The sequence below is a fragment of the Terriglobus sp. 2YAB30_2 genome (genome assembly GCF_052114765.1).
Taxonomy (GTDB): Bacteria; Acidobacteriota; Terriglobia; order Terriglobales; family Acidobacteriaceae; genus Terriglobus.
Window position 1 is genome coordinate 64,460 of sequence record NZ_JBFRFJ010000006.1, and the last position, 25,703, is coordinate 90,162.

At 58.1% G+C, this 25,703-nt stretch carries 21 protein-coding genes; 6 read left to right on the top strand and 15 right to left on the bottom strand.

All coding sequences use genetic code 11. The annotated features are described in order from the left end of the window. Positions 1 to 323: 323 nt before the first annotated feature. The 7 genes from AB4Y89_RS11060 to AB4Y89_RS11090 form a co-directional block, all read right to left on the bottom strand. Complete coding sequence (locus AB4Y89_RS11060; RefSeq protein ID WP_442300987.1) at positions 324 to 644, bottom strand: GIY-YIG nuclease family protein; 321 nt, start codon at positions 642 to 644, stop codon at positions 324 to 326. A gap of 217 nt (positions 645 to 861) precedes the next feature. Further along, positions 862 to 1,899 carry a glucokinase gene (gene glk, locus AB4Y89_RS11065; protein WP_442300988.1) on the bottom strand — a complete coding sequence of 346 codons (1,038 nt, stop codon included), beginning with the start codon at positions 1,897 to 1,899 and terminating at the stop codon, positions 862 to 864. Further along, positions 1,896 to 2,678, bottom strand: a complete 783-nt coding sequence (pgl, locus tag AB4Y89_RS11070) for a 6-phosphogluconolactonase (protein WP_442300989.1) — start codon at positions 2,676 to 2,678, stop codon at positions 1,896 to 1,898. The genes glk and pgl overlap by 4 nt, the downstream gene beginning before the upstream one ends. 135 nt (positions 2,679 to 2,813) lie before the next feature. Beyond that, positions 2,814 to 4,352 (bottom strand): glucose-6-phosphate dehydrogenase, encoded by a 1,539-nt coding sequence (gene zwf, locus AB4Y89_RS11075; RefSeq protein ID WP_442300990.1) that lies wholly within the window; start codon positions 4,350 to 4,352, stop codon positions 2,814 to 2,816. Between the two features lie 41 nt (positions 4,353 to 4,393). Next, positions 4,394 to 5,302 (bottom strand): phosphogluconate dehydrogenase (NAD(+)-dependent, decarboxylating), encoded by a 909-nt coding sequence (gene gnd, locus AB4Y89_RS11080; RefSeq protein WP_147646965.1) that lies wholly within the window; start codon positions 5,300 to 5,302, stop codon positions 4,394 to 4,396. A 326-nt stretch (positions 5,303 to 5,628) separates the two neighbouring features. Beyond that, a complete protein-coding gene (gene tkt, locus AB4Y89_RS11085; RefSeq protein ID WP_442300991.1) occupies positions 5,629 to 7,602 on the bottom strand; it encodes a transketolase in 1,974 nt (657 codons plus the stop codon). A 102-nt stretch (positions 7,603 to 7,704) separates the two neighbouring features. Then, a complete protein-coding gene (locus tag AB4Y89_RS11090) occupies positions 7,705 to 10,128 on the bottom strand; it encodes a glycoside hydrolase family 15 protein (RefSeq protein WP_442300992.1) in 2,424 nt (807 codons plus the stop codon). 283 nt (positions 10,129 to 10,411) lie between these two features. On the opposite strand from AB4Y89_RS11090, the gene AB4Y89_RS11095 reads away from it, so the two are divergent. Further along, on the top strand, positions 10,412 to 11,023 hold the full coding sequence (locus tag AB4Y89_RS11095; protein WP_442300993.1) for a superoxide dismutase: 612 nt from the start codon (positions 10,412 to 10,414) through the stop codon (positions 11,021 to 11,023). A gap of 207 nt (positions 11,024 to 11,230) precedes the next feature. On the opposite strand, the gene AB4Y89_RS11100 is transcribed toward AB4Y89_RS11095, so the two are convergent. Next, positions 11,231 to 11,680 (bottom strand): RidA family protein, encoded by a 450-nt coding sequence (locus AB4Y89_RS11100; protein ID WP_442300994.1) that lies wholly within the window; start codon positions 11,678 to 11,680, stop codon positions 11,231 to 11,233. 148 nt (positions 11,681 to 11,828) lie between these two features. Between AB4Y89_RS11100 and AB4Y89_RS11105 the strand changes: the two genes are divergently transcribed. Beyond that, a complete protein-coding gene (locus AB4Y89_RS11105; RefSeq protein ID WP_442300995.1) occupies positions 11,829 to 12,575 on the top strand; it encodes an SDR family NAD(P)-dependent oxidoreductase in 747 nt (248 codons plus the stop codon). Positions 12,576 to 12,629: 54 nt separating this feature from the next. Here AB4Y89_RS11105 and AB4Y89_RS11110 read toward each other — a convergent pair whose 3' ends face one another. The 3 genes from AB4Y89_RS11110 to AB4Y89_RS11120 form a co-directional block, all read right to left on the bottom strand. After that, the gene (locus AB4Y89_RS11110; protein ID WP_442300996.1) at positions 12,630 to 14,984 is read right to left on the bottom strand and encodes a Tex family protein; all 2,355 of its coding nucleotides are present in this window, start codon (positions 14,982 to 14,984) and stop codon (positions 12,630 to 12,632) included. A gap of 293 nt (positions 14,985 to 15,277) precedes the next feature. Next, on the bottom strand, positions 15,278 to 16,066 hold the full coding sequence (locus AB4Y89_RS11115) for a tetratricopeptide repeat protein (protein WP_442300997.1): 789 nt from the start codon (positions 16,064 to 16,066) through the stop codon (positions 15,278 to 15,280). Then, positions 16,056 to 16,838 (bottom strand): hypothetical protein, encoded by a 783-nt coding sequence (locus AB4Y89_RS11120; RefSeq protein ID WP_442300998.1) that lies wholly within the window; start codon positions 16,836 to 16,838, stop codon positions 16,056 to 16,058. Before AB4Y89_RS11120 ends, AB4Y89_RS11115 begins: the two co-directional genes overlap by 11 nt. A 101-nt stretch (positions 16,839 to 16,939) precedes the next feature. On the opposite strand from AB4Y89_RS11120, the gene AB4Y89_RS11125 reads away from it, so the two are divergent. Together AB4Y89_RS11125 and AB4Y89_RS11130 are read left to right on the top strand one after the other, a co-directional pair. Further along, on the top strand, positions 16,940 to 18,091 hold the full coding sequence (locus AB4Y89_RS11125; RefSeq protein ID WP_442300999.1) for a tetratricopeptide repeat protein: 1,152 nt from the start codon (positions 16,940 to 16,942) through the stop codon (positions 18,089 to 18,091). Between the two features lie 84 nt (positions 18,092 to 18,175). Then, positions 18,176 to 18,730: a glutathione peroxidase gene (locus AB4Y89_RS11130; RefSeq protein WP_442301000.1), complete on the top strand. Its 555-nt coding sequence runs from the start codon at positions 18,176 to 18,178 to the stop codon at positions 18,728 to 18,730. Between the two features lie 52 nt (positions 18,731 to 18,782). Here the strand turns inward: AB4Y89_RS11130 and AB4Y89_RS11135 are convergent, their stop codons facing one another. The 3 genes from AB4Y89_RS11135 to mug all read right to left on the bottom strand — a co-directional run bounded on the left by AB4Y89_RS11135 (position 18,783) and on the right by mug (position 22,695). Then, complete coding sequence (locus tag AB4Y89_RS11135; protein ID WP_442301001.1) at positions 18,783 to 19,406, bottom strand: GNAT family N-acetyltransferase; 624 nt, start codon at positions 19,404 to 19,406, stop codon at positions 18,783 to 18,785. A gap of 383 nt (positions 19,407 to 19,789) precedes the next feature. Continuing rightward, entirely contained in the window at positions 19,790 to 21,829 is a 2,040-nt protein-coding gene (locus tag AB4Y89_RS11140; RefSeq protein WP_442301002.1) for a M1 family metallopeptidase, read from the bottom strand. Positions 21,830 to 22,164: 335 nt separating this feature from the next. Further along, positions 22,165 to 22,695 (bottom strand): G/U mismatch-specific DNA glycosylase, encoded by a 531-nt coding sequence (mug, locus tag AB4Y89_RS11145; protein WP_442301003.1) that lies wholly within the window; start codon positions 22,693 to 22,695, stop codon positions 22,165 to 22,167. Positions 22,696 to 22,924: 229 nt separating this feature from the next. Between mug and AB4Y89_RS11150 the strand changes: the two genes are divergently transcribed. Both AB4Y89_RS11150 and AB4Y89_RS11155 read left to right on the top strand, forming a co-directional pair. Continuing rightward, positions 22,925 to 23,794, top strand: a complete 870-nt coding sequence (locus AB4Y89_RS11150) for a class II fructose-bisphosphate aldolase (protein ID WP_442301004.1) — start codon at positions 22,925 to 22,927, stop codon at positions 23,792 to 23,794. A gap of 78 nt (positions 23,795 to 23,872) precedes the next feature. After that, positions 23,873 to 24,106: a hypothetical protein gene (locus tag AB4Y89_RS11155; RefSeq protein ID WP_442301005.1), complete on the top strand. Its 234-nt coding sequence runs from the start codon at positions 23,873 to 23,875 to the stop codon at positions 24,104 to 24,106. Positions 24,107 to 24,397: 291 nt separating this feature from the next. On the opposite strand, the gene AB4Y89_RS11160 is transcribed toward AB4Y89_RS11155, so the two are convergent. Continuing rightward, on the bottom strand, positions 24,398 to 25,699 hold the full coding sequence (locus tag AB4Y89_RS11160; RefSeq protein WP_442301006.1) for a serine hydrolase domain-containing protein: 1,302 nt from the start codon (positions 25,697 to 25,699) through the stop codon (positions 24,398 to 24,400). Positions 25,700 to 25,703 lie beyond the last annotated feature (4 nt).

A 25,703-nucleotide genomic window follows, 5' to 3' on the forward strand; every position in this document is an offset into this window, starting at 1 on the left:
GGTTTCGCTCGCCTATTAGTCTGGAATGGCTTTTTTGTCGGGTTTTGGCGTTTTGGGGAAGGTATTTCATTTGGGGCCAGCTTTTGGGTAGAGAAGCAGATTTCTCCGCTACGCTGCGAAATGACAAAAAAGGATTGTAGTTGGCTTGCCCGAGAAAGCTTGGGTAGAGAAGCAGATCCCTACGGGATGACAAACAAAAAAGGCGTCTTGGCCAATTCGGCGACGGATACCTCCGCGATCAAAACAGCCCATAATTTTGTCATTTCGCAGCGTAGCGGAGAAATCTGCTTCTCTACCAAACCCCTATCCGGAGCATAGGGCGTTTACATAATCCGTTCCCCTTTGTAATTCCTATAAAACGCCTCCGACAGGTCCTCCCAAGCAGGATTGTCCTGCTCAATCAGCTCAACCTTCCTCTGACGGCTCCAGGTTTTGAGTTCCTTCTCCCGCGCGATCGCGTTAAGTACGTACTGGTGCCGCTCGTAGTAAACAAGCCGGTAGACGTTATATCGGCTTGTAAAGGATCTAGGCTGTTTCATGGCATGCTGCCGCTGCCGGCGAACGATGCCATTCGTCATGCCGATGTACAGGGTGCGGGAACGGCTCGCGAGGATATAGACATAGAAGACGTACTCGCGCGCCATGGGTTCCTATTCTAGAGCGTCGCGTTGTTTAGCAAGAAGCAGATCCCTACGGGATGACAAACAAAACGTGCCGGACCATTTCAACAGTCAGGGCACCTCTAGCAATCAAACAGCCCATAATTTTGTCATTTCGCAGCAAAGCGGAGAAATCCGATGTTCTGCCCGAACTTTAAAGGAAAAAACGGATCCCCATCGGGGATCCGCCATTCAGTAGCCGCTACTGATGCCGCGAAGCAGCCCGCTCGCTCATTCCGGAGAACTCCGCCGCCCGCGATTCCGCGTAGGCCGCTGCTCCCAGGAGCGCACAGCTCTGATCCAGAATCACGCGCACCGTGATCGTCTCGAGCAGGGGCGAGAGCCGTCCCTTGTCCAAAAACGCCTTCCGGAACGTACCGTTCTGCAGGGTCTTCAGCAGCTTGGGCGACATGCCTCCCCCCAGGTACACACCGCCGCGCGCCAGAACCTTCAGCGCGATATTGCCTGCCTCCGCACCGTAGACACCCGCGAACAGGTTCAAGGTTTCCGCGCAGAGCTCGCTCGAACCATCTTCGCCGCAGGTTGCGATTACGAAGTTTGGATCTTCCTTCGCCATGCGGTCCTTTAGCCACTGAGGCTCTTCCATCTTCTTTACGTCGCGGAAGAACTGATAAACGTTGATCAGTCCCAGCCCTGAGATCACGCGCTCGTAGCTGACGCGGCCGTTCAGCTTCTTTGTCAGATGCTGCAGCAGCGCAATCTCATCCGGCGTTCGGGCTGCAAAATCGGTATGGCCACCTTCGCTGGCTACAGGGATATGCCGCTTTCCATTCCAAACCAGCAACGCTTCTCCCAGCCCGGTACCGGCGGAGATCAGACCGGCATTGCCCACCGCCGATGGATCGCCCTGGTAGAGCGTGACCAGGTCCTTCGGCTCCAGTTCGGGAATACCGTACCCATTGGCTTCCAGGTCGTTCAGCAGCAACACATGGGGAATATCGCTGGTGCGCGAGATGACGCGCGCATCCAGCTTCCAGGGCAGGTTGGTGGGCTCCATGCGCTGATCGATTACCGGGCCTGGAGCGCCGAAGCACGCTGCGGTGATGCCGTGCGTGTCGCCCGTGTTGTCCTGGGCGATGAAGGCCTTCACGACATCCTCGACCGAGGTGAAGTCGCGCGAGGCGAACTTGTGCTCGCGCAGCATGTGCAGGCGCCCGCCCGTAAAGTCAAAAAGTGCTAAGTGTACTTTGGTACCGCCGACGTCGCCTGCAAGAATCATCCAACCCACTCCATGGTGCCGCCATGCGGCGAGGGCAGTTTGGCTGCCGCGGCCGTATCCAGCAAGAAGAGCAGCTTACCATTTGCGGGCCGAATCAATTGCGAGGGCAGCGTTTCCGGATCCTTCGGACCGGTCAGCACACGTGCCAGGACCTCGGTCTTGGCGGCACCCTCGATCAGGAAAACCACCTCGCGAGCGGCGATGATCACCGGCCACGAGAGCGTGATGCGCCACGTGTCCTTTTGCGGCACATGGTTAGCGAAGGCAATACGGCTCAGCTCATCGATACCTGCCGTATGCGGGAACAACGATGCGGTGTGGCCATCGTCGCCCATGCCGAGCTGAACCAGGTCGAAGACCGGAGTCTCCGCTCCCTCCAGCTTGAAGGTATTGCGGATCAGGGCCTCGTAACGGGAAGACGCCTCATGAGGTTCGAGCTCGCCTTCCATCCGGTAGACCTGAGAAGCCGGCAGCGGGACCTTATCCAGCAGCAACTCCTTGGTCACACCATAGTTGGACTCAGGATCCGACGGTGGCACGCAGCGTTCATCCACCCAGTACAGATGGAGCTTGTCCCAGGGAAGATCGCTTAGAAATGGCTCCTGCGAGAGCAGGGCGAACATGCGTTTCGGAGTCGATCCGCCGGAGATAGCGACACGCGCCATTCCGCGTGCCGCTACCGCCTGCCTAACTGTTGTGGCGAAGTGCTCCGCCGCCTTCTTTGCCACAGCCGCCGCATCCGGCGAGACATCCAACGTTACCAGGGTCGTACGAGCCATTCAGTTCCTTCTACTCAGTGGTTGGAGCATTTTTCCTGTTGCTGGGTATCCCGGGAGGAGTGTGCAGCGGCGTTTTCATTGCGGAAAACGCCCATAGATGCACAAGCCCTGCACTACACCTGCAGGAAAAATGCTCTAGCAGCTCTTCCAGCAGCGGCCGTCGCGCGCCAGCAGGTCGTCCGAGGCTTCGGGGCCCCAGCTGCCCGCATCATAGTTCGGGAAGTCGGAGACCGGAGTCTCGGCCCACTTCTCGAGCAGAGGAGTGAACAGCGCCCAGGTCGCCTCCACGCCGTCGCGGTGCGCAAACAGCGTCGCATCGCCCAGCATGGCGTCCAGCAGCAGACGCTCGTAGCCGTTGGCCGTGGACTTGCCGAAGGCATCGGCGTACTTGAAGTTCATGGTCACAGGAGCGATGTTGGTCGTCGGTCCCGGAACCTTGGCGCCGAAACGCAGGCTGATACCCTCATCCGGCTGGATACGCATGGTCAGGATGTTCGGCGTGACCTGCGTGCCGCAGTCGTTGGTCGTTCCCTTGAAGATATGCAGCGGCGGCTGCTTGAAGGTGATGGTCACCTCGGTTTCACGCTTGGCCAAACGCTTGCCGGCGCGGATATAGAACGGAACGCCCGCCCAGCGCCAGTTCTCGATCTGGAGCTTCAGAGCAGCAAAGGTCTCCGTCTGCGAGTTCGGGTCGACGCGCTCTTCCTCGCGATAGCCGATCACCTGCTGGCCATCGACGGTTCCCGGACCATACTGTCCGCGTACCGTGTCCTCGAGTTTGAACTGCTCAATCGCGCGCCATACCTTCAGCTTCTCGACACGGATGGTGGAGGCCTCGAAAGAGTCAGGCGGCTCCATCGCAACGTAGCTCAGAACCTCCATCATGTGGTTCTGCAGAACGTCGCGCGATGCGCCGGCCTTCTCGTAGAACGGTCCACGGCCTTCAATACCGATCGACTCCGCTGCGGTGATCTGCACGTTGTCGATATATGTACGGTTCCACACCGGCTCGAAGATGCCATTGCCGAAGCGGAAGACGAGGATGTTCTGCACCGTCTCCTTACCGAGGTAGTGATCGATACGGAAGATCTGGTCTTCGTCCAGCACCTGGTTGACCTCGTCGTTCAGCTCGCGCGCCGACTGCAGGTCATGGCCAAAGGGCTTTTCGATGATGACGCGTACCCAGGCATCGCTCCCCGGCTTGGCCATCTTGTGCTTGCCCAGCCGGTGAATGATGTCAGAGAAGTACTCAGGCGCCACTGCCAGATAGAACAGGCGGTTGCCCTTGGTACCGTACTTGGTATCGAGATCAGAGAGAGTGGCGTTCAGGTTCTGAAAACCCTGATCGTCATCGAAGTTTGTGGTGAAGTAGTGGACGCGGTCGACGAACTCCTTCAGCTTCGGGTCGTCGTCATCCACACCTCCGCCCTTGAGGATGCCATCACGCATGTCTTTCGCAAAGGTGGCCGACAGGTCGCGGCGGGCAACACCCACCACCGCAAACTCCTCCGGCAGAAGACCTTCCTGTTCCAGATGGAACAGCGCCGGCAGCAGCTTACGTTTGGTCAGGTCGCCCGACGCGCCAAAGATGACCACGATACATGGGTCAGGCTTGCGCTCGTTGCGCTGTTCATTCACGGTCGCAGGAGATACAGTTACTTCGGCAGTCGCCATGGGCTTACACCAGCTCCTTACTACTTCAAGGCTAAACGAGGTTAAGACTTCTTGACGGCATGGCCGCCGAATGCATTGCGCATGATGGAGAGCGCGCGGTCCGTGTAGTTGTTGTCCTCACGGGAACGCAGACGGCGAATCAGCGCCTCCGTAATCACCGGAGCGGAGATATTCAGGTCGATCGCCTCGAAGACCGTCCAACGGCCCTCGCCGGAGTCCGGAACGTACGCGGCCAGACCTTCCAGGTTCGGATTCTCCTTCAGCGCCTCTGCGGTGAGGTCGAGCAGCCACGAGCGGACAACCGAACCGTGACGCCAGATCTCGGAGATCTGCGCCAGATCGAGATTCAGACTCTCCTTAGCCTTCAGAATCGCAAAACCCTCGGCAAAGGCCTGCATCATGCCGTACTCAATGCCGTTGTGCACCATCTTGGTGAAATGGCCGGAACCGGTAGGTCCAACGTGGCCCCAGCCCTTATCCGCAGCCGGAGCGAGCGCCTCAAAGATAGGCGAGAGATACTTCACCGGCTCCTCATCGCCGCCGATCATCAGCGAGTAGCCTTCCTGCAGACCCCAGACGCCGCCCGAGGTTCCCACATCGACAAAATCGAAGCCCTGCGGCTTCAGCTCATCGTGCCTGCGGATGGTGTCCTTGTAGTTCGAGTTGCCACCGTCGATAAAGATGTCGCCCTGCTTCATCAGAGGCTTCAGCTTGGCTACGGTCTCGTCCACCGGATCTCCGGCCGGAACCATGATCCAGATGGCGCGCTTTCCGGTCGTCAGGTTCGCTACCAGATCTTCCAGAGAATTCACGCCGACCGATCCGGTCGCCGTCAGTTTGGCGGTTGCCTGTGGGTTAAAGTCGAATCCAACTACCTTATGGCCGGCAAGGCGAAGACGCTCCGCCATGTTGCCACCCATCTTTCCCAGACCAATGAGGCCGATTTCCATCTCGACTCCTAACGTAGCTTTATTTTTATATCTTTCTGTAAAACCAGTACGACGATTGGACAACTATTGGGCCATTTTTGAATTATCCGGCCGGCGGTTCATCGTTACGTTCGATGCTCCGCCTCAGCAGGACGGTTCAAAGAGACCCTCTGGGAAGGCCCAGTCCACCGTTCCGAACAACGGCGGAGTTTGCGGTGCAGTTTGTGTTCCGGAGCAGGCGGAGGTCGCAGCGGTCTTCAAAGAAACCTGAACCAGCCGGAAGGCAATGCCCGTTTGCCTGTCTTGCGAAAGGGCCTCCGTTCCCGGAGGCCCTTCCCTTCCTTCTTTTACTTACCGGTGAGCTTCTTTGCGTGCTCAACGATGTTTGCGGTGTTGAAGCCCAACTTCTCGAACACAATTGGCGCCGGGGCCGATGCGCCGAACCGGTCGATACCGATAACAGCGCCGTTGCCGCCCAGGTACTTGTACCAGCCCATGGTGGCGCCGGCCTCGATGGCCAGCTTGGGCAGATTGGAGGGCAGAACGCTAGCCCTGTAGGCCTCGTCCTGCTCGTCGAAGAGGCGGAAGCTCGGCATGGAGACAACCTTCGCCGAGATGCCTGCAGCCTTCAGTTCCGGCAGCGCCTTCAGAGCCAGCGAGACTTCCGAACCGGTCGCGATGAGCACGATCTGTGCATCGGCGGCGTCTTCCAGAACGTACGCACCCTTGCTGGCGCCCTTGGCCTTCTCAGGGTCCAGAACGGGCAGGTCCTGACGCGAGAGGGCCATGAAGCTTGCCGACTTGCGCTGCAGGGCGATCTTCCAGCACTCAGCTGTCTCATTGGCGTCCGCCGGGCGGAAGTCAGTGAGCTGCGGAATGGCGCGAAGGCTCATGAGCTGCTCCACCGGCTGGTGGGTCGGGCCGTCTTCGCCCAGGCCGATCGAGTCGTGCGTGAAGATGAACAGCGAGTGCGTGCTCATCAGCGACGCCAGACGGATAGCGTTCCGCATGTAGTCGGAGAAGACGAAGAAGGTCGAGCCGAACGGAATCAGACCGCCGTGAGCAGCCATACCATTGACGGCAGCAGCCATGCCGAACTCGCGAACGCCGAAGAAGATGTTGCGGCCGTTCGGGTCGATGTGGAAGTTGGTCGATTCCTTGAAGATGGTCTTGGTGGAGGCGGTGAGGTCGGCGGCGCCGCCGATCAGCTCCGGAACCGTCTTGTACAGAGCCTGCATCACAACCTGGCCGGCGTTGCGGGTCGCAACCGGCTTGTCGGTCGGGAAGGGCTTGATCTCCTTGGCGAAGTCAGCAGCCAGCTCTGCCTTGATGGTGCGCGCGAACTCGTTGGCCAGGTCAGGATGCGCGACCTTGTACTTGGCGAAGAGAGCGTTCCACTCTTCCTGGATCTTCTCGCCCTTGGGCTTGATGGAGCCCCAGTCGTCCGCAGCACACTCAGGAATGTAGAACGATTCCTCCGGCGGGAAGCCAAGAGCTTCCTTGGTCTTCTTGGTGTTCTCAGCGCCCAGAGCCTCGCCATGCACCTTGCTGGTGCCGGCGTGCGGGCTGCCGTAGCCGATGACCGTGCGCACGCGCACCAGGGTCGGCTTCTCAGTCTCAGCCTGAGCTTCCTTGATGGCCTTACGCAAGGCGTCCAGATCGTTGCCGTCGGCAACGTGCAGCACCTGCCAGTGATAGCCCTCAAAACGCTTGGTCACATCTTCGGTGAATGAGAGCTCGGTCGGTCCGTCCAGCGAGATCAGGTTGTCGTCATAGAAGACGATCAGCTTACCCAGCTTCAGCGTTCCGGCAAGCGACGCGGCCTCGTGCGAGACACCTTCCATCAGGTCGCCGTCACCGCACATCACATAGGTGTGGTGATCGACGATCTTCATCTCCGGCTGATTGAAACGAGCACCCATGTGCTTCTCAGCGATCGCCAGACCGACGGACATCGCAAGGCCCTGGCCCAGCGGACCGGTAGTGACTTCAACGCCGGGGGTCTCACCGTACTCCGGGTGACCTGGCGTGATGGAGTGCCACTGACGGAAGCTCTTCACCTGATCCAGCGGAACGTCGTACCCGGAGAGATGCAGCACGCTATACAGCAGCGCCGAAGCATGTCCGTTCGACAGCACAAAGCGGTCACGATCGATCCACTTGTGGTCCGCGGGATTATGCTTCATCACATCGTGGTACAGCAGGTAGGTCAGCGGCGAAAGCGCCAGCGGAGCACCGGGATGGCCACTCTTGGCCTTTTCAACGGCATCGACTGCGAGAAGACGAAGGGTATTGATGGACTTCTGAACCAGGTCGCTCATGTATTCCTCGGGCACCAGGGCAAAAGCCTTAGTGCGCTCGTGTTAGTAAGGGTTTTCGTTATCACTTCCAGTGTACAGGTTCCGTTGACTGGCCTTGGGTGGTCAGCTGACTTGCACCGTGAAGTTATAGCCGAGCCACCGATGCTGCTGCGGCCAGTAGAGGGTGAATTCGATGTGGCCCTGCTGCCCTGACTGAGTTGCAATCTCAGCGAAGAAACCCGGATAGCCCGCCGATTTCGAATCGGCAGCCTGACGAGTGGTCCAACCATCTGTCGTCCAGATCACCTGGAATTGGTCGCGATCCACAATTCTGAGCCGCTTTCCTGCACCGACGGTATGCACCGGACGGATGATCTTGAAGATCTCAATCTGGCAGCCGCCCTTGCGCTGCTCACAGGGCGCTGCATAACGCTCGGCGACACATGAGATGCGGTCGAAGACCTGACCGTCCGTTGTGGATCGCAACAATTTCAGATATTCCGAGTGCGCCCACACCAGCGGCTGCGCCGCCCCGGCGGACCGGCCGAAGAACAGCCCTTCTTCGGGGAGATCATGGTAATCCCAAATCTGCTCGGGCAACATGCCGCCGAAGCTTGAGAAGCGTTCCAGCGCAGTAATGAATGGGGTCACGTCTTTGCCCGCCGCCAGTTCATAGTGTGCACGTTCACCAGTCAACAGAGGCCAGGCGCGGCCCTGTCCATAGTGAAGGAACGGACCTCCATCCTTTTGCTGGCCGTAGCCATCATGGTTGTAACGGCGCCAGCAGGGGCCGTAGGGCGTATCGATACGCAATACCTTGTCGATAACCTTCAGCGAATTGATGATCAACGGATCATCTGCGCGGCGAACGCCGTAACGCACAAGCTCCAGGAAGCCGGCGTCCACAATCTCATTGGCAGCGAAGTTGTATTGCTCGCCCGGAGTGCGATTGGCCAGGTTCAGGCGTCCATCGCCGATCGCCGGATTGTAAAAAGGATCTCCGGGATAGGGAGGAGTGACACGGACATAGTGATATCTCACATCCGGATGCAGCACACCGTTGGTCGTCGTCGTCCACTCTTCCAGATGCGACTCGATCCAGTCGGCGTAGACCTCGAGGAACTCCGCCAGCTCCGGCGCCTTATGGCCACGTGCGATATCGGCAGCGCAGATAAGGCCGCTGATGACCGCAGCCAGTGTCGATGGAGAGTATCCGGCGTTCTCTTCCCAGCGCTCCTGCTGCGTCACCGGAGCATAGTGCACCAGGAAGGCGGCGGCATTTTCGACGAACGGAAACACATCGAAGCCACCCAATCCACCCAGCTTCCATAAACGCCACGCCAGAATGATGGGGAACGCGACTTCATCCAACTGAATGCCGGTCCAGTAGGGTGTTCCGTCGATCCAGAAGTTCTGCGGGAAGCTGCCATCAGGCTGCTGGGAGCAGGCCAGATATACCAACGCCCGGCGTGCCGTATCGACGCGCCCACAGGCCAGCAGAGCGCTGGCAGACTGCACCATATCGCGCGTCCAGACCAGGTGGTAGCCGCCCAGGTCGTCGTCACCCTTCGATGCACCCCAGGGAATGGAGGCAGAAGCGATGAATGCTCCGGTATAGGTCTTATCTTCGTGCGCCAGCACAACGTTGTGACTGATGCGCATCAACCGGCCGCCGTCGGTGGACTTTCCTGCCAAGTGTTCGGGAGCCGGAGCGCGGTACCACTGCTCGATAAAGCGCTTCATGTGCGCCTCGTAAGGAGTGGAGAGCGATTGCATCATTCCGGCAAGAGCAGCGTGATGGCCCTCTCCGAGGGAGATCGCAAGGGTGAACTCACGGTTGCGGGCGACATCGATTTCGCCCATCAGAGCGATATTGCCGTTCAACGCCTGCCCGAACTGCCAGTCCATCTTCATGTTCTGAATCAGATCCTGGTAGCCGTCTGACGAGCCCACAAAACCGCAGGACGAACGCGTGAATCCGCAGGAGGCGCCCATCGACAGCGAAGTTCCGTTCTTCCAGGCAATCAGGGCACGCTGGCCAGCAACTTCAATCGATCGGCCGGAGTTTCCCGCACCACCACCTTCAATGTGCGGCGCCAGCAGGGCATAACACTTCAACCGCTGCAGCAGGTCCTCTTCCCCATCAATCTTCACGCGGACCAACACCACCGGGTGGTGAGGATCGCAGAGAAACTCCTTCGTCACGCGATATCGGCCCTGCAGGTCGGTGGCGACGACGCGGACCGCAAGCGCATCCGGATCCACATAGTGGAAGTCGTACTCAAAGTCACGCTTCTCTTCGTGGAAGAAGGTCTCCCCATCGGTGAACAGAAACTCCATGTCGCGAATCTGCGGACGATCGATGGTGGGGTAGTAGACCTCATTCAGTGTTCCGTGCGAGACGGTGAACCAGACTCGTGAGGATGCGGCATACGCCGTACAGACAGCGTCTTTTTTTGAGGAAGTCCAGCGAGGTTCAAGCCCAGGCGCACCAAAAGCCATGCCCTGGTCGTCAAGCCAACGATACGCAGCGGATAAAGCGTTCATTGTTACTGATTAAAAACCATAGGAACGCAGGTAACCGCAAATGAAGGAAAAATGTCGGCCCGGTTCTATGCGAGTCGCACTATTTCTGAGGCATATTGCGCGCCGACGTCCCTAAGTTCACGTGGCAGCAGACCTTCGGCTCGCTGCGATATCATCAGAGTCCGTGACGTACTGCGCATCGCAGTGCTCAATCGCCGCATCAAAGGGCGTGTCACACCGCTGACGCCAGAATTTAATGGCACGCCCTAACCCTGAACCGAAACGACCCGACAGGAGATCTCACGTGGCCTACGAACTACCCGCCCTTCCCTACGACTACGCCGGCCTGGAGCCCCATATTGATGAGGCGACCATGAAGCTGCACCACGACAAGCACCACCAGACCTACGTGACGAACCTGAATGGCGCCATCGAGAAGCATCCGGAGCTGGGTTCAAAGTCGCCGGAAGAGCTTGTGGCCGGTCTGGCGAGCGTACCGGAAGACATCCGTACCGTCGTCCGCAACAACGGTGGCGGCCATGTCAACCACACCATGTTCTGGGAGATCATGAAGCCGAACGGCGGCGGAGCTCCGACCGGCGCTATCGCCGACCAGATCACGAAGGACTTCGGCGACTTTGAGGCCTTCAAGAAGAGCTTCAATGAGACCACTGCGAAGCAGTTCGGCTCCGGCTGGGGCTTCCTGGTCTACAAGGGCGGCAAGCTCGAGATCGTCACCAAGCCCAACCAGGACTCTCCGCTGACCGACGGTCTGTTTCCGATCTTGGGCAACGATGTGTGGGAACACGCCTACTACCTCAAGTACCAGAACAAGCGCCCGGACTACCTGGCCGCCTGGTGGAACGTCGTCAACTGGGACGAAGTCAACAAGCGCTTCGAGACAGCCAAGAAGTAGGAATTAGTTGAATAGTTGAAGAACAGAAGAGCCACCCTGACGGGTGGCTCTTCTGTTTGGGTTGAATGGTTGAATGGTATAGAACGTGGAGGGCTTAGAGCATTTCCCGGTGGGGGTAATGTAGGGCTTCCGCATCTATGGGCGTTTTCCGCAATGAAAACGCCGCTGCACGCCCCTCCCGGGATACCCAGCAACAGGGAAAATGCTTTAGAGATATGCAACCAAGTCGATTTCGACCGTTGTTCCTCGCGGATTGGCAGCCACGATGGTCGTTCTTACCGGCGGCTCCTTGGGAAACCGCGCAGCGAAGATCTCATTGAGCGCCGCGTAGTCCTTGATATCGCTCAGCGCGACATTCACCTTCAGCACCTTTTCCATCGAAGAACCCGCGTTCTTCAACTCCTTCTCCAACTCGTCGAAGACCCATTTCGCATCGGCATGGATCTCTCCCGGCGCGGCGCTACGGGAACTCTTCCCGGCGAGAAACAGCAGATTTCCATACGCGACCGCGGGCGAATAAACCGCCGGCGGCGTTGATGGAGGGTTCGCACTGAAGATCTTCTTACGTAAGGCTGCCTCCGCCTTCGCAAACGGGGCCAGCAGTGCAAGCCCGAGAGTAGACACAGAGGCGACCACAGATCTGCGACCTTTGTTCATGGAGCACTCCTAATAGGAAATTCCCCTGAGCATACCGCTCGCAGCCCGCCTGAGGAAAAAGAGTTGAATCGTTCCTCTCGGACGCGCCATCCATTTAGACGACTATCGAAACGTTGAAATGATGACGGGACGATTAAAGGAGAAGGTCATGGGACGTCTGGCGAATAAGGTGGCGGTGGTAACGGGAGCTTCCAAAGGCATTGGCGCGGCGATTGCGAAAGATCTCGCCAAAGAGGGCGCGACGGTTGTGGTGAACTACGCCAGCAGCCGCGAAGGCGCGGAGAAGGTCGTCAATGACATCACCAAGGCCGGCGGCAAAGCCGTCGCCATCGGCGGTCGCGTCGAGAACAAAGACGATGTGACGAAGCTCTTCGCTGATGTGAAGCAGCAGTTCGGTCGCGTCGACGTACTGGTCAACAACGCAGGCATCTATGGTTTTGCTCCGATTGAAGCGGTCACCGCTGAGGACTTCCAGAAGCAGTACGGCACCAACGTTCTGGGCCTGCTGCAGGTGACGCAAGCAGCCGTGCCGCTCTTCCCCGCCGAGGGTGGAAGCATCGTGAATATCAGCTCTGTCGTCCGCACCGGCGTTCCGAACGGGACCATCTACGCCGGAACAAAGGGCGCAGTCGATACGATCACTTACTCGCTCGCCAAGGAGCTTGCCCCGAAGAAGATTCGCGTGAACGCGGTAAACCCTGGTCTGGTAGCGACCGAGGGAACAGCAGACTTCCTGGGCACCGACTTTGAGAAAGACGTAGTTGCAAAGACGCCGCTCGGCCGCATCGGTCAACCCGATGACATCGCTCCGACCGTCACCTTCTTCGCCTCCGACGACGCCCGCTGGGTGACCGGTGAGACGCTGCTGGTCTCCGGCGGCGTACTGAACGTCTAAGACAGGTTTCTCTCCGCAATAAAAAGGCCCGGCAGTTTCGCCGGGCCTAACTTTTTATCTTGTCTTCCACTTGCCGCCGAGGGCGGCGAGTTTTTCTTCCATCGTCTGCGGTGGAGCAGGAGCAGCAGGACGCGGCTTCCCTGCAGGAGGCCTGGCTCCGCCGGCTGCCCGATTCGGTCCGTTTCCGCTGGGGGCTGCACTTGCATTCTTCACCTTCGGTCCGGCAGGAGCCTCAAGCTGCTTGATCGATAGTGAGATGCGGCGCGTCTTTTCATCCGCTCCCAACACTTTGACCTTCACAATCTGTCCGGTCTTTACGGCCTCATGCGGATCTTTGATGAACTTGTTCGAGAGCTCACTGATGTGAACCAGGCCATCCTGGTGTACACCAACATCGACAAACGCTCCGAACTTGGTGACATTGGTGACGACACCTTCCAGCACCATGCCCTCTTGCAGATCGCTCAACTCGTTGACACCCTCAGCAAAGCTGGGGGCAACGAACTTCTCGCGCGGATCGCGTCCGGGCTTGCGCAGTTCTTCGAGGATGTCATTCAGCGTGAACGATCCTGCATCGAGACGCGAGCGATCGACTTTCTCCAGCAACTGCGGATTCTTGATGACATCTTCGATCGGTGTCCCGATCGCCGAAGCAATCTGCTCAACGACCCGATAGCTCTCCGGGTGCACTGCTGTCGAATCGAGAGGATTCACACCGCCGCGGATGCGCAGGAAGCCTGCGGCCTGTTCGAAGGTCTTCGGTCCAACGCCGGAGACCTCCAGCAATTGCTGCCGCGAGACAAATTTGCCGTTGTTGTCTCGGTGGCTGACGATGCTCTGTGCCGTGCGCTCACTGATACCTGAAACGTAACGCAACAGGGTCCACGACGCTGTGTTCAGATCAACGCCAACGCGGTTCACGCAGCTCTCAATCGTATGCTCCAGCGACTCCTGCAGCGCCTTCTGGTCGACATCGTGCTGATACTGACCGACGCCGATCGCCTTGGGATCAACCTTCACCAGCTCAGAGAGAGGATCCTGTAGACGGCGCGCAATCGAGATGGCTCCGCGCACGGTCAGATCGAGATCCGGGAACTCCTGCCGCGCAACGTCCGACGCGGAGTAAACACTGGCGCCGCTCTCGCTTACGGTGACCGAAAAGACAGTGTTCAGATGATGTTCGCGCAGGAACTCGCGCACAAACTGGTCGGTCTCACGCGATGCGGTTCCATTGCCGATGGCGATCGCACGCACATTGTGCCCCTTCAGCAGCGCCGCGACCTTCTGCTTGGACTGCTCCACCTGGGCCTTGCCGGTGTGCGGATACATCACATCGTGCGCCAGGAACTTGCCGGTCTCATCGACGACGGCAAGCTTGCATCCAGTGCGCAGGCCGGGATCGATACCGAGCACAGCAAGCGGACCAGCCGGCGGAGCCAGCAGGAGATGATGGAGATTTTCGCGGAAGACCTCGATTGCCTCCTTATCAGAACGGCGCTTCAGCTCCAGGCGAATTTCACTCTGGATCGATGACTTCATCAGACGCGTCCACGCATCTTCCAGTGCGAGGGTCATGTGCGACGTCCAGTCTCCCTGGTCGCGCAGAACCCGTGCCCGCAGCAACGCCAGAATGCGCTCCTGATCGCTCTCGATCAGAAAGTAGAGCACGCCTTCTTCTTCACCGCGGCGGACCGCCAGCATACGGTGCGACGGAATCGTCTTCACCGGCTCACGGTACTCGTAGTACATCTTGAACTTTTCCTGCGGATCCTTCGGAGAATCGCCTTCAAGCTCCATCACCTTGCGCGAGACGATGATGCCCTCATCGAACAGGACCTGACGCAGCTCCTTACGCAGATCGGCGTCTTCGCTGATGCGCTCAGCAACGATATGACGAGCGCCCTCCAACGCAGCTTCCACATCGGCGACACCTTTCTCTGCATCGACGAAGGTGGCAGCGAGAGTGACCAGATCCTGCTCGCCACGCTGTTGCGCCCACAAATACTCTGCCAGCGGCTCCAGCCCGGCCTCGCGTGCAATGGTGGCCTTGGTGCGGCGCTTCGGCCGGTAGGGGAGATAGAGGTCCTCGAGCTCGCTCTTATCCATCGCGGCCTCGATACGGGCCTTGAGATCTTCGGTGAGCTTGCCCTGCTCCGCGATGGAGGCCAGAATCGTCTCCCGGCGGGAGACCAGCTCGCGGAAGTAGGTCACGCGTTCTTCGATCGAACGGATCTGTACTTCATCGAGGTTGCCGGTCGCCTCCTTACGGTAGCGGGCGATAAACGGAACCGTGCCGCCGTCATCCAGTAGTTCGATCACAGCCACAAGGCTGCGTAGCGGAACATTGAGTTCGTTGGAGATGTGTTGCAACAGGGGAAGAGCCAGCGCGGGAAACTTCGATTCAGCCATAGTCCTCGACTGATCTTAAAGGAAGTTGCGGTGAGGAAATGTCGGCGTATCAACATTCGATCGTGGAAGACCGATAGAACCAGCTTTTAGCTTAGGATGAATTTCTTAGAGCGCCAAAGGCGCTCCGTCTCGCTTAAGGGCATGGCTTCAGCCATGCCGGACCGGTACTGCACGATATGCGGCTTTAGCCGCTGAGGTCATGCGCATACCAAGGCTTTATCCACAAACCACGATGAGACGAACCAGTAGCGCACCTCGTCCGTAAACGAGAGCCTCATCCGGTGTTGAGATCGCTATGGATCGCGATATTCGCGGCGCTTGAGCTCTCGAACTGCCGCTTCGTGTCCCTGCTCGGCGGCCTTCTTTGTCCAATAGCGGGACTGCACATAATCATGCTCGACGCCCTGCCCGGTGGCATAGAGATGCGCAAGCTGGAATTGGGCCTCAGCGTTGCCCTGGTCGGCCGCCCTGCGATACCACGTTGCCGCCTGCGCATAGCTCTGCGGGACTCCCTGGCCAAAGTAGTAAAGACCGGCCAGCTTCTGCTGGGCCTCGGGGAAGGTCTGCGTGGCCGCCAGACGATACCAGTGGGCGGCTTCAGCAAGGCTCTGCTGAACCCCTTCCCCCTTCTGATACATCAGGCCGAGGTTGTATTGTGCCCAGGCAAGGCTGCTATAAGCCGCGCGCTGGCACCATGCAAAGGCCTCCGCGAAATCTCCAGCGCTGTAATAACGGAAAGAGAGATTGGCCTGCGCATAGGCGTGGCCCTGTTCCGCCGCTTTACGTTCCCACAAGGCCGCTTGGCTATCGTCCTTTGACATGCCCTGGCCATCGTCGTACATCGTGCTGAGCAGATACTGTGACTCAGCATGGCCCTGTTCAGCGGCAAGCCGAAAGCCGTTCGCGGCTTCGATGAAGTTGCCGGCCTTGTAAGCAATGATGGCTTGCTGGTAGTAGGGATTCGCGGCTGCACTGGCAGCATCGCGACGGCCGCGGGCAATCAGGCCAGAGCGTGTGGAATGCAACGACAGCGCAGCTCCGGTGGGGAGGTGCTGCAAACCGACTTTGGTCTTATCTTCCATAAGCATTGATCTGACGGTTGACAAACTCAAAGCGATACTTAGCGTCAGCGATCTGCTCCTGAAGGCTGGTGGCCAGCTCCGTGAGTAGATCGCGATGCTCGCGGGCTGCATTCTCAGTGTCGAGGAATAGCTGGGCGATCTCACTGGCGAGCAGCGTGTGCCGTTCTGCCTCCAGGGCGGCGATATCGCGCTCGGCGTGCTGGATCTGGCGGCTGATGCGAAGGAGTTCCGCAGCAGCGTCTTCGCCTGCAATGGATGCATTGATCTCGCGATGGTCGTCCAGCATGCGCTGCAGGGTTTCGGTATCGCCGCGGCGGTAGGCCTGGTTGGCGCGGGCCATCAGTAGGGTGAAGTGTTGTTGTTCGGCATCATCGCGAGCGAAGTCCGGATGGATACGCTTGGCGACATCGCGAAAAAGAGTTTTGAGATTGGGCGGCGGATCGAACTCTTCCGCCTCGCGCGCCGCACCGAACGCGGCATCATGCGTCTCCTGTGCTCGCTGGCGGGCTTCCTGGGCGCGTTGACGGGCTGCGTCCGAGTCATACAGGGAAACTTCGCGCTCGGCGATGCGCGCTTCCAGATCATCGAGCTCGGCGTAAAGAATGCCAACCTGGCGGAGATACCGGCCTTCGAAGGCCTTGAGCTGCGCACGAAGCTGTGCCAGCTCCGATTCGCACTCGGCGAGCCTGACGCGAACACCGGCAAGCTGCTCGCGCCTGTCGAGCAGGGCGGCGGCGTCCGGAGTTTGCTGGAGAATGATTTCGGCAGGCATGCAGATTCCGCGCGCGGAACTTCCAGTTTATCGTCATACGCCCCTTTTCTTCCCTAACCGGCTCAACCGCCGCTTGTCTAAGAGACACGGGAGAGACGACGATGGCATGTTTGTGGCTGCTGACAGCGATCCTCTTTACGGCGCCAAGCCTGATGGCACAAGACACGAAGGCGGATGAGGTCATCCATAGGGCGGTCGGCGCCATGGGTGGCATCGAGAAGATCCACGCTCTCCACAGCCTGATCTATCGCGGGTTCCATTACGAAGGTAGCTATCAGCAGGAGTACGTGCAGACCAAGACGTCAAGCTCGGTAATGGTGCGCATGCGCCCGGGATTACGCCTTGTAGGGTGCAGACCGGAGATTCCTGGCTGCCAGGGGCAGTGGAGCAGAATCGTCGAAGGCTTCGATGGCCTGCGCGGATGGGAGCTCAACTGGCCGAAGCAACGGATGGTGCGCACCGTCAATAAGGCCGAACATGCCCTGCACTGTGGAGCCGCCTTCGACTATCTCTTCATCGACTACAAAGAGCGCGGGTTCCGCGCCACTTATCTCGGCACACAGCATGTTCTTGGCGTGGATGTCGAAACCATTCAGATCGACAGGCCGGACTGCGGATCGGGCATGCTCTACTACTTCGATCCGCAGACCTATGCCATTCGCATGACGCGGGCTAAGCTTCCGATTCACGCGCGTGGCGATGCCGTCGACACCGTCGCTGTTTATACGAAAAACCTGGAAGTGAACGGAGTCCGGCTTCTCTCGCGCGAGGAAGAGGTGAACTTCAACACAGGCGAAGTCATCGACGGAGTGGAATGGACCTCCATCGAAGCAAACACGCTCAACGATCCTGGAATCTTTCAGTCGCCTGAGGTACATCCATCAGGAATCACAGCCGTTGTTTTGAAGATGCTCGAGCAGGCGAACAACGACACTCCCAGCCAGATGATGGCAACCTACACCGGCTTTCGTCACAGCACCGAGGGTAAAGATGCCGACGTGATCTATGACATGAACTGGCTCGGGTACGAACTTTTGAAGGTCGACAGATACAGCTATGCCCTACCTGTGTTTCTTCAGATCGTGCGGGAGAATCCGCAATCAGCGGATGCCTACGACAACCTTGGGGAAGCCTATCTCCAGAAGAAAGACAGAAAGAACGCAATCGCCGCTTTCGAGCAAGCATTGAAACTAGGAGCAAAAGGAGACGCAGTTCAGAAAAAGCTGGACAGCCTGCGCAAAGGAGAAAGCTAGAAGATCAGTCGGTGACATCTCCCTGCAGCGCGATCTCTATAATGGCCGCACACGCCATCTATGGCTAGCGAAATGGAGAAACCTGTGCGGAAACGACTGATACTGTCCTTGCTCTGCTTTACGATCGCGGCATTTGCCGGAACAGCAACGCAGGTCTACAACTACCGCCTGAAGACAATCGATGGTGAGCCGACCTCCCTGGCGAAGTACAAGGGCAAGGTTCTACTTGTCGTGAATGTGGCAAGCGCGTGCGGATTTACACCGCAGTACACCGCGCTGGAAGCCATCTATGAGAAGTACAAGGACAAGGGACTGGTTGTCGTTGGCGTTCCGGCCAATAACTTTGCCAACCAGGAATCCGGCACCGAAGCTGAGATCAAGACCTTCTGCAACCGCAAGTACCACGTAACCTTCCCGATGATGTCGAAAGTTTCGGTCGTCGGCGCAGATCAGACGCCGCTCTATCACTACCTGACGGACAAGGCGGCAAATCCCGCTGTCGGTGGCGATATCAAGTGGAACTTCACCAAGTTCCTGATCGCACGCAGTGGGACACCGGTCAACCGTTTCGAACCGGCGATAAAGCCTGACTCCCCGGAAGTAATTACCGCCATTGAGAATGAGCTGAACAAGAAGTAACCGATCTCACGTCAACAAAGGCGCCCATTGCACTGGGCGCCTTTTTGTTTGCTCAGATGAGTTCTACTTCTTCCGGAAGCTCTCTCAACATAACGTCGATGCGTGGATCGTCCGCGCTCTGTCCATAGACATCGACATAGATATTCACCAGCCATTGCCGTAACTCTTCCCGCCGAATAGTACTGGCCGCTGGAGCGAGGACCATCATCTCCATCGCCGGCGGCAGTGTCGCGATGACAGGCGGCATGATCCAGCTAAGGTTGCGCAGCTCGAGCGCTCCCAAGGCGCGATAGAAGTGTTTCCGCTTTGTGCGCAACGACTGATCCGGGCTCTTGACATTGTCAGATTCCACCTCAAGCAGAAGCGTTACCGGTGGGGCGTTAACCGCCCGGGCAGCGGCAAGGACAATCTGACCACCAATCCCCCGGCGACGTTGCGACGGCGCAACAGCCATGTACTCCAGCAGCGCCGCGGTGCCGCCGGAAAGTACACGCACAATCGCGAATCCGACTGTTACTTCATTCTCCGTTGCTAGAAGAAAATAGTACTGTTCCACAGCAAGCATGCGACGCAGTACCGCCACCGGTTTACGTTCGGAGCTTGGGAACGCCTCCTCATAGAGGCTGAGCAGATCGCTGAACTCCGCTTCAGAAGAGAGCTGAAGGCGCTTCAGCACGAGTCCTGAAGGCTTCGTTTCCGCAACGAGCGATCCAACCATGCTTTATTTATAGCTTCACTGGGCTCCCTTGTGGCCCTTGCTGCTATGTCGACAAATTCGGACGCTGTACGCTCTCGTTGCCCCATTCTTCGCGGTTTTACCGCGAAGGGTGGGGTATCGCGCTTTGCGCGACCGTATTTCCAGCTCTCTAACGACAGCTCCAAAGAGATTGTTTCCCTGCTTAGGAAAGTAAAGACCGGGCCCATGTCCCCGAGGGACATGGGGCACCCAGTGCATGGGCTAGACTCATCGGTACCCCTCGTTAGTGCCTTTGGGAGGCACCTGCAAGGCACAAAGGCCGCACAGAATGTGCGGCCTTGTCTCCAGAGAAGAAATGACGACTACGGCTTCGCCGTGTTATTCGCACGGTTGCCATCAGGGATACGATGTTCCGGATCGATGGTGACTTCGGCGATCTTCTTCGTCGTCGGCAGAGGCATGTTGTACGTCGCCTTCTGCATCCAGGTTTCCGCCGGTAGCTTGACCTTCAGGTCCGTTCCGTCGTCGTACTTCACCTGCACCCACGCCGGCAGAACCAACTGCCCGTTCTGCTCGATGGTGACATGGGCCCCTTTAGAAGGATCAGCCGGATCGTTGTACTTCAGATCTTTCGCAGCCATATCCATCGCCCAGTTGTTCTCATACCAACCCCGCCAGAAATAGCTGAGGTCTTCACCACCCTCACTCTCCATCTCGCGGAAGAAGTCTGACGGCGTGGGATGCTTGAAGGCCCAGTCGTTGATGTACTTACGGAACGCGCGGTCAAAGACCTCGTGGCCCAGAATCTCTTCGCGTAGCAGATACAGCCCCTCCGCCGATTTGAAGTAGGTGATGGGATGGCGATACCTCTCCCGGATGGCGTCAGAGCGCATCAGAATGGGCGGAGCCTCTGGATCGGCATTGACCTTGGCGATCTCGTCTGCCGGATATCCTCCGCCGGGAGCATACTCGCCATCGCGCTTCGGACCCCAGACACCATGGTTGAACTGGTCAGACTCGTAGATATCGATGAAGGTATTGAAGCCCTCATCCATCCAGGCATCGCGACGCTCGTTCGACTGCACCACCATCGGGAACCAGGTGTGACCGATCTCATGAGCAGTGACGACAAAAAGCCCTTTGCTCTTGGAACGGATACCATCGAAGACCAAGCCCGGATACTCCATTCCGGAAGAGAAACCGGCAACGTTGATACCTGCTGGATAGGGATAGGCGTACCAATCCTGCGAGAAGTGCTCGACGGCGTCCTTCAGATACTCGGTGCAGCGTCCCCAACCGTCATCGCCGGCGGCCTCCGCAGGGTAGAAACTCTCCGCGAGCGAGGTCTTGCCACCGGGAAGATTGATCTTGGCGGCATCCCAGATGAACGATGGCGATGCGGAGAAGACGGCATCACGCGTGTGGTCCATGTGATAGTGCCAGGTCAGCGTGCCGTCCTTCTTCGGCCGGCTGGCTGGATCGTGCACCTCATCCTGCGTGCGAATGAAGATCGTCTTGTCGCTCGTTGCAGCCTGCTTCAGGCGGTCTTGTTGCGTCTTGGTGAGCACCTCCGTGCCATTCACCAGATAACCGGTACCCGCGACCAGGTAGTTCGAGGGCACGGTGACGTAGAAGTCGTAATTGCCGAACTCGGTATAGAACTCGTTGCCGAGGAAGGGCTGCGTGTCCCAGCCGTGAATATCGTCATAAACAGCCATCCGGGGATACCACTGCGCGATGTCGTAGATCGGCCCATCCTTCACATCGTCGACCGAGGTGCGTCCGCCCCAGATACCCGGCACCGTGTAGTGATACTTGATCAGAATCTTGATGCTGCTTCCATGCGCCAGCGGCGCGGGCAGATCGATCCGTGCCCGCGTATCGCTGATCTCGTACTCGGCCTTCACGGGCTTGGCGCCCTTCGCGGTGGAGACCAGCTCCATCGATTCGAAGACCGTGCCGTCGGTGTTGATACTCTCCGGCCGCTGGCGGCTACCGCCAGAGAAGGCACGCGAACGTGCATCAGCGCGATAGGTGTTCTGCTCTACCTGCAGCCATAGGCTGTTGAGCGCCACCGGGCTGTTGTTGGTATAGGTAATGGTCTCGATATTCGAGAGCGTCTTCGTCCCCGGATCGATGGTCGCGTGCATCTCGTAGTCAGCCGAGTTCTGCCAGTACGCCGGGGTCGGTGCGCCATCGGCGCCACGATAGCTCGTAACTGGCTGCGGCATGGCATAAGGCGCAAAGGTCTTCAGCGGATCGTAGGTGGCGGAACGTCCGCCGGTATCCGGAATCTGCGGACGGCGGCCCTGCCCCTGGGGCGGCTGAGCGGCCATCATTGCGGCGGAAACGAGAAGTACGGCCGCGGTAAAAGCGCGGCGCATGGCACACGAGTGCGTCATGAAATCTCCTGAATCAGAGGTGGCGGTGCGGATTGGGCAGACGAAGGCGCGCGAGTTTTTCCCGCGGGGATCGGGGAGCCGATGGACCTTCTTTTGCACGTGATGAGAAGACGTCTGGAACGCCGAAAAGGACGCAGCCGCATGGTGGATCACCCTTAGCAGAGAAGCCGTTCCTCCTCTGTGTTTCACACCAACTAGCAACCTGTTTGGGAATCCCGCTCACTAGAGCATTTCTCCTGTTGCTGGATAGTCCGGAAGGAGGGTGCAGCGGCGTTTTCATTGCGGAAAACGCCTATCGATACGAATCCCTACACTACACCTACAGGAGAAATGCTCTAGAGGGCCTCACGAAGTTCGCGATAGCCGGAGACAAGTGCGTTCAGCGAAAACGCCCGGTTCAGGCCGCTGGGATTGGGTAACACCCACACCGTGGAGCCGGCAAAGCTGAATGACTGCCGTCCCCATGCAACCGTGGGCTTACGAACGATGGCGCTGATGGCAGGTTTCCCAAGGAATGCGATCACTCGTGGACGGTAGCACAAAAGTTTCCTCTCCAGCTCCTCGCCGGCGGCTCGCAATTCGCGCGGCGCCAGGTCACCGGCGCTAACGGTGGGACGGGCTACCGCGGCGGTGATGCCGTAACCGTATTGCAGCAGAGCGCGGTCCTGCGTTGCAGGGATGAGATGTGGCGTGAAGCCTGCCAGATGAAGCGTCCGCCAGAAGCGGTTGCTGGGATTGGAGAAGTGATGACCAGCGAGAGCGGCACTCAGAGCAGGATTGATGCCGCAGAACACAGTATCAAGGTTCTCCGCCAGGATATCGGGGAGATGGGGTGCAGTTTCCGTTGCCGCAGGAAGGTTTGCCAAGCTTTGACTGTATCGCAGACGCAAAGATGCGGATGCTGCGGAAATCGGCTTCGTCAATTTCTGATGCGAATCAATGTATCCAGATGACTCCTGCCGCCCTGATCGAGCATCCATGAGTTCAGATGCCGTTTTACGCCTCATAAAAGAGCGTCCCGATGCGCCGCGCTGTCACTCGATCGCGGAAGACTTCGCCCCTCAAACACGAACACTGCACTGGAGATGAGTGTCAATGACCAACTTACGAGATGTCCTAACCCGGACGGCGCAAGAGGGAATAGCCATAGGCCACTTCAATATCGCTGACTTTTCCCTGTTAAAGGCGGTCTTCGCTGCCGCATATGAATTGAAGGTACCCGTCATCGTCGGCGCCTCCGAAGGTGAGCGGAAATTCATGGGCGTTCGCCAGCTCGCTGCACTGGTCCGCAGCCTGCGCGAAGAGTTTGACTTCCCCATCTTCCTCAACGCCGACCATACTCATACGCTTGCGAGCGCTGTCGAAGCCGCAAAGGCCGGGTATGACGCCATCGTCTTCGATCTCTCGACGTTGCCAATCGATGAGAATGCGCGGCAGACCAAAGCGGCCGTGGAGACGCTGAAAGCGATCAATCCATCCATCCTGATCGAAGGAGAGATCGGCGATATCGGCACCGGGTCCGAGATTCATGACGAGGTCCCCGATCTGTCGAAAGGCCTTACCGATCCGGAAGAGGCGAAACGATATCTGGCTGCGAGCAACATCGACATCCTGTCACCGGCCGTAGGCAATATGCACGGCATGGTCCAGAGCATGGTGCAGGGCAAAGCCAAAAAACGCCTGGATCTTGCCCGCATCGCAAAGATCAAAAGCGCGACCGGAGCACTGCTCACCTTGCACGGAGCCTCCGGAACCGATGATGACGACATGCGCAAAGCCATCGACGCCGGAATCAACATCATCCACATCAACACAGAACTGCGTATCGCCTGGCGGCAGGGGCTCGATGCGAGCCTGGCAAAACAGCCGCACGAGGTTGTTCCGTACAAGATTCTTCCGGCAGCGATCGATGCTATCAAACAGGTCGCCACATCGCGTCTGAAACTCTTCAACAAGCTGACCTGACACTCCTCCGGAAAGTGCTCTCTCGAAGGAGCTGTTCCGGAGATCGAACCCTACATCGACATCAGAAGGAGACTGACCATGAAAGATTCGCAGGCCATCCAGCAGTTAGAGTCGGAGATCGCTCAGAAAGAGCAGCGATACCGTGAAGTCGAGCATCTTGAGGACGACATGATGCAAAACATTGGTCTGGAAGGCTTTCGAGCTACTTCCACCGAAGAACAGTATCGCGACGAAAAAGAAGCACTGACAACGGAGATCCGGGAGAAACGAGAGATGCTTGCTGGCATGGAAACGCAACCCGACCTCGATTAGAGCATTTTCCGGTTGCTGGGTAGAGCAATTCTCCTAATACTGTGGTGTTGGAGAAATCTGCGAATGCCGTTTTCTTCGAAGGAAAACGGCGCAAACTGCAAACGCTTCGCTCTACACCTTTAGGAGAACTGCTCTAGCCCGGAAGGGGTGCCTTGTAATCGAAGGAAAGTTCCACTCCGACGCCTGGGGAGAGTTCCGGACGTATTTCAGATTCGTGCTGAATCACGTCGGCAAAATCACACCGCTGGATATTGGGCAGGCTGAATAAACTATTTTTCCTACCCTGAACCCTTATTGCCGTGGGTGCTTCTTAAGTTTCTCCAGCTTCTCCGCTTCCTTACGTACCCAGCTCTTCTTCTGCGGCTTCGGGGGAGGAGGCGGAGCAAGCTCCGGATGCTCATTCATCTGCTGTGCGCGAATCCGCTCCGGCGTATAGCCTTCCCACTCCCACGGTGTCACCGTATCGCCCAGCAACTTCTCCAGCAATGGCTTGAAGGCAAACTCGCCGTTTTCGCTGTTGGTCAGCATGATCATGCAGTCTTCCGTCTTCTCGAAGCAGATCATGTAGTTCTGTGCGCCGTCGCCGTGTCCCTCTTTGAAGAACGCCCGGCCATACTTCGTATTCGTCAGCAGACCCCATCCCAGGCCATACGCCAGACCTACCTGCATCGGCTCTTCCGAGGTCTCCTCTGCAAGGGTTGGAAACTGATGCGCCGTATGGATCTGGACCTGCGGCGAAAGCATCTGTGCCTGCATTGGTCCGCTGAGTAGCTTGCCGGCCAGAAGCGCCTGGGTAAACTTCACCAGGTCATTGATGTTGATATCCATCGAGCCTGCGGCACGCGGATTGCTGCGATGCGTATGGGCGACGAGCTTACTGTCAGGGGTATATCCATCGGCCACATCCGGAGCAAAGCTATCCTTCCAGCTCATATCGGTGCGGGTCATGCCGAGCGGGATAAACAGGCGCTCCTCCATTAGCTCGCGCAGGCTGCGACCAGTTTTCTGCTCGATGGTGAACTGCAACAGGTTCAACCCTTCACCCGAGTAGGCAAAGCGCGTGCCCGGGTTGTAGTGGATATGCAGTTTATGATCCGGCTCCAACGCGGCAAAGTTAGCAAACCCGGCCGTATGCGAGAGAAGATGCCGGGGTGTGATCTTCTGCCAGCGAGGATCGTCCGCAAGATCTTTGTACTTCTCATACTCCGGCAGCGGCTTCGGAAGATAGGTAGCGATCGGCGTATCCAGATCGATCTCATGCGCCTGAACCATCTGCATGACGAAGGTCGCAAAGACACTCTTGGTGATGGAGGCCGCCCACATCACAGTATCGTTGTCCATGGCCTGCTTCTGTGCCACGTTTCTCAGACCGAAGCTCTCCACCCACACTGGCCTGCCATGGTTCAGAATCGCGATCTGCGCTCCGGGAATATTCGCTGAGGCAAGCGTCGTACGCGCCATGGTCCGCGCCTGCGCTGTCGTGAGCGTCGTACCATCCAGGCGATGGATGGCGCTCTGCGCTGGAGATGCCAACGGGGCTGCAAGTATCGCAGCCCCGAGAAAACTACGGCAGAGGACTGATTCGAATCGCATCGAC

Bases quoted from the DNA above. Each gene is read 5' to 3' on its own strand.
- AB4Y89_RS11060 (WP_442300987.1), bottom strand. From the start codon at position 644: ATGGCGCGCGAGTACGTCTTCTATGTCTATATCCTCGCGAGCCGTTCC.
- glk (WP_442300988.1), bottom strand. From the start codon at position 1,899: ATGATTCTTGCAGGCGACGTCGGCGGTACCAAAGTACACTTAGCACTT.
- pgl (WP_442300989.1), bottom strand. From the start codon at position 2,678: ATGGCTCGTACGACCCTGGTAACGTTGGATGTCTCGCCGGATGCGGCG.
- zwf (WP_442300990.1), bottom strand. From the start codon at position 4,352: ATGGCGACTGCCGAAGTAACTGTATCTCCTGCGACCGTGAATGAACAG.
- gnd (WP_147646965.1), bottom strand. From the start codon at position 5,302: ATGGAAATCGGCCTCATTGGTCTGGGAAAGATGGGTGGCAACATGGCG.
- tkt (WP_442300991.1), bottom strand. From the start codon at position 7,602: ATGAGCGACCTGGTTCAGAAGTCCATCAATACCCTTCGTCTTCTCGCA.
- AB4Y89_RS11090 (WP_442300992.1), bottom strand. From the start codon at position 10,128: ATGAACGCTTTATCCGCTGCGTATCGTTGGCTTGACGACCAGGGCATG.
- AB4Y89_RS11100 (WP_442300994.1), bottom strand. From the start codon at position 11,680: ATGAACAAAGGTCGCAGATCTGTGGTCGCCTCTGTGTCTACTCTCGGG.
- AB4Y89_RS11105 (WP_442300995.1), top strand. From the start codon at position 11,829: ATGGGACGTCTGGCGAATAAGGTGGCGGTGGTAACGGGAGCTTCCAAA.
- AB4Y89_RS11110 (WP_442300996.1), bottom strand. From the start codon at position 14,984: ATGGCTGAATCGAAGTTTCCCGCGCTGGCTCTTCCCCTGTTGCAACAC.
- AB4Y89_RS11115 (WP_442300997.1), bottom strand. From the start codon at position 16,066: ATGGAAGATAAGACCAAAGTCGGTTTGCAGCACCTCCCCACCGGAGCT.
- AB4Y89_RS11120 (WP_442300998.1), bottom strand. From the start codon at position 16,838: ATGCCTGCCGAAATCATTCTCCAGCAAACTCCGGACGCCGCCGCCCTG.
- AB4Y89_RS11125 (WP_442300999.1), top strand. From the start codon at position 16,940: ATGGCATGTTTGTGGCTGCTGACAGCGATCCTCTTTACGGCGCCAAGC.
- AB4Y89_RS11140 (WP_442301002.1), bottom strand. From the start codon at position 21,829: ATGACGCACTCGTGTGCCATGCGCCGCGCTTTTACCGCGGCCGTACTT.
- AB4Y89_RS11150 (WP_442301004.1), top strand. From the start codon at position 22,925: ATGACCAACTTACGAGATGTCCTAACCCGGACGGCGCAAGAGGGAATA.
- AB4Y89_RS11155 (WP_442301005.1), top strand. From the start codon at position 23,873: ATGAAAGATTCGCAGGCCATCCAGCAGTTAGAGTCGGAGATCGCTCAG.
- AB4Y89_RS11160 (WP_442301006.1), bottom strand. From the start codon at position 25,699: ATGCGATTCGAATCAGTCCTCTGCCGTAGTTTTCTCGGGGCTGCGATA.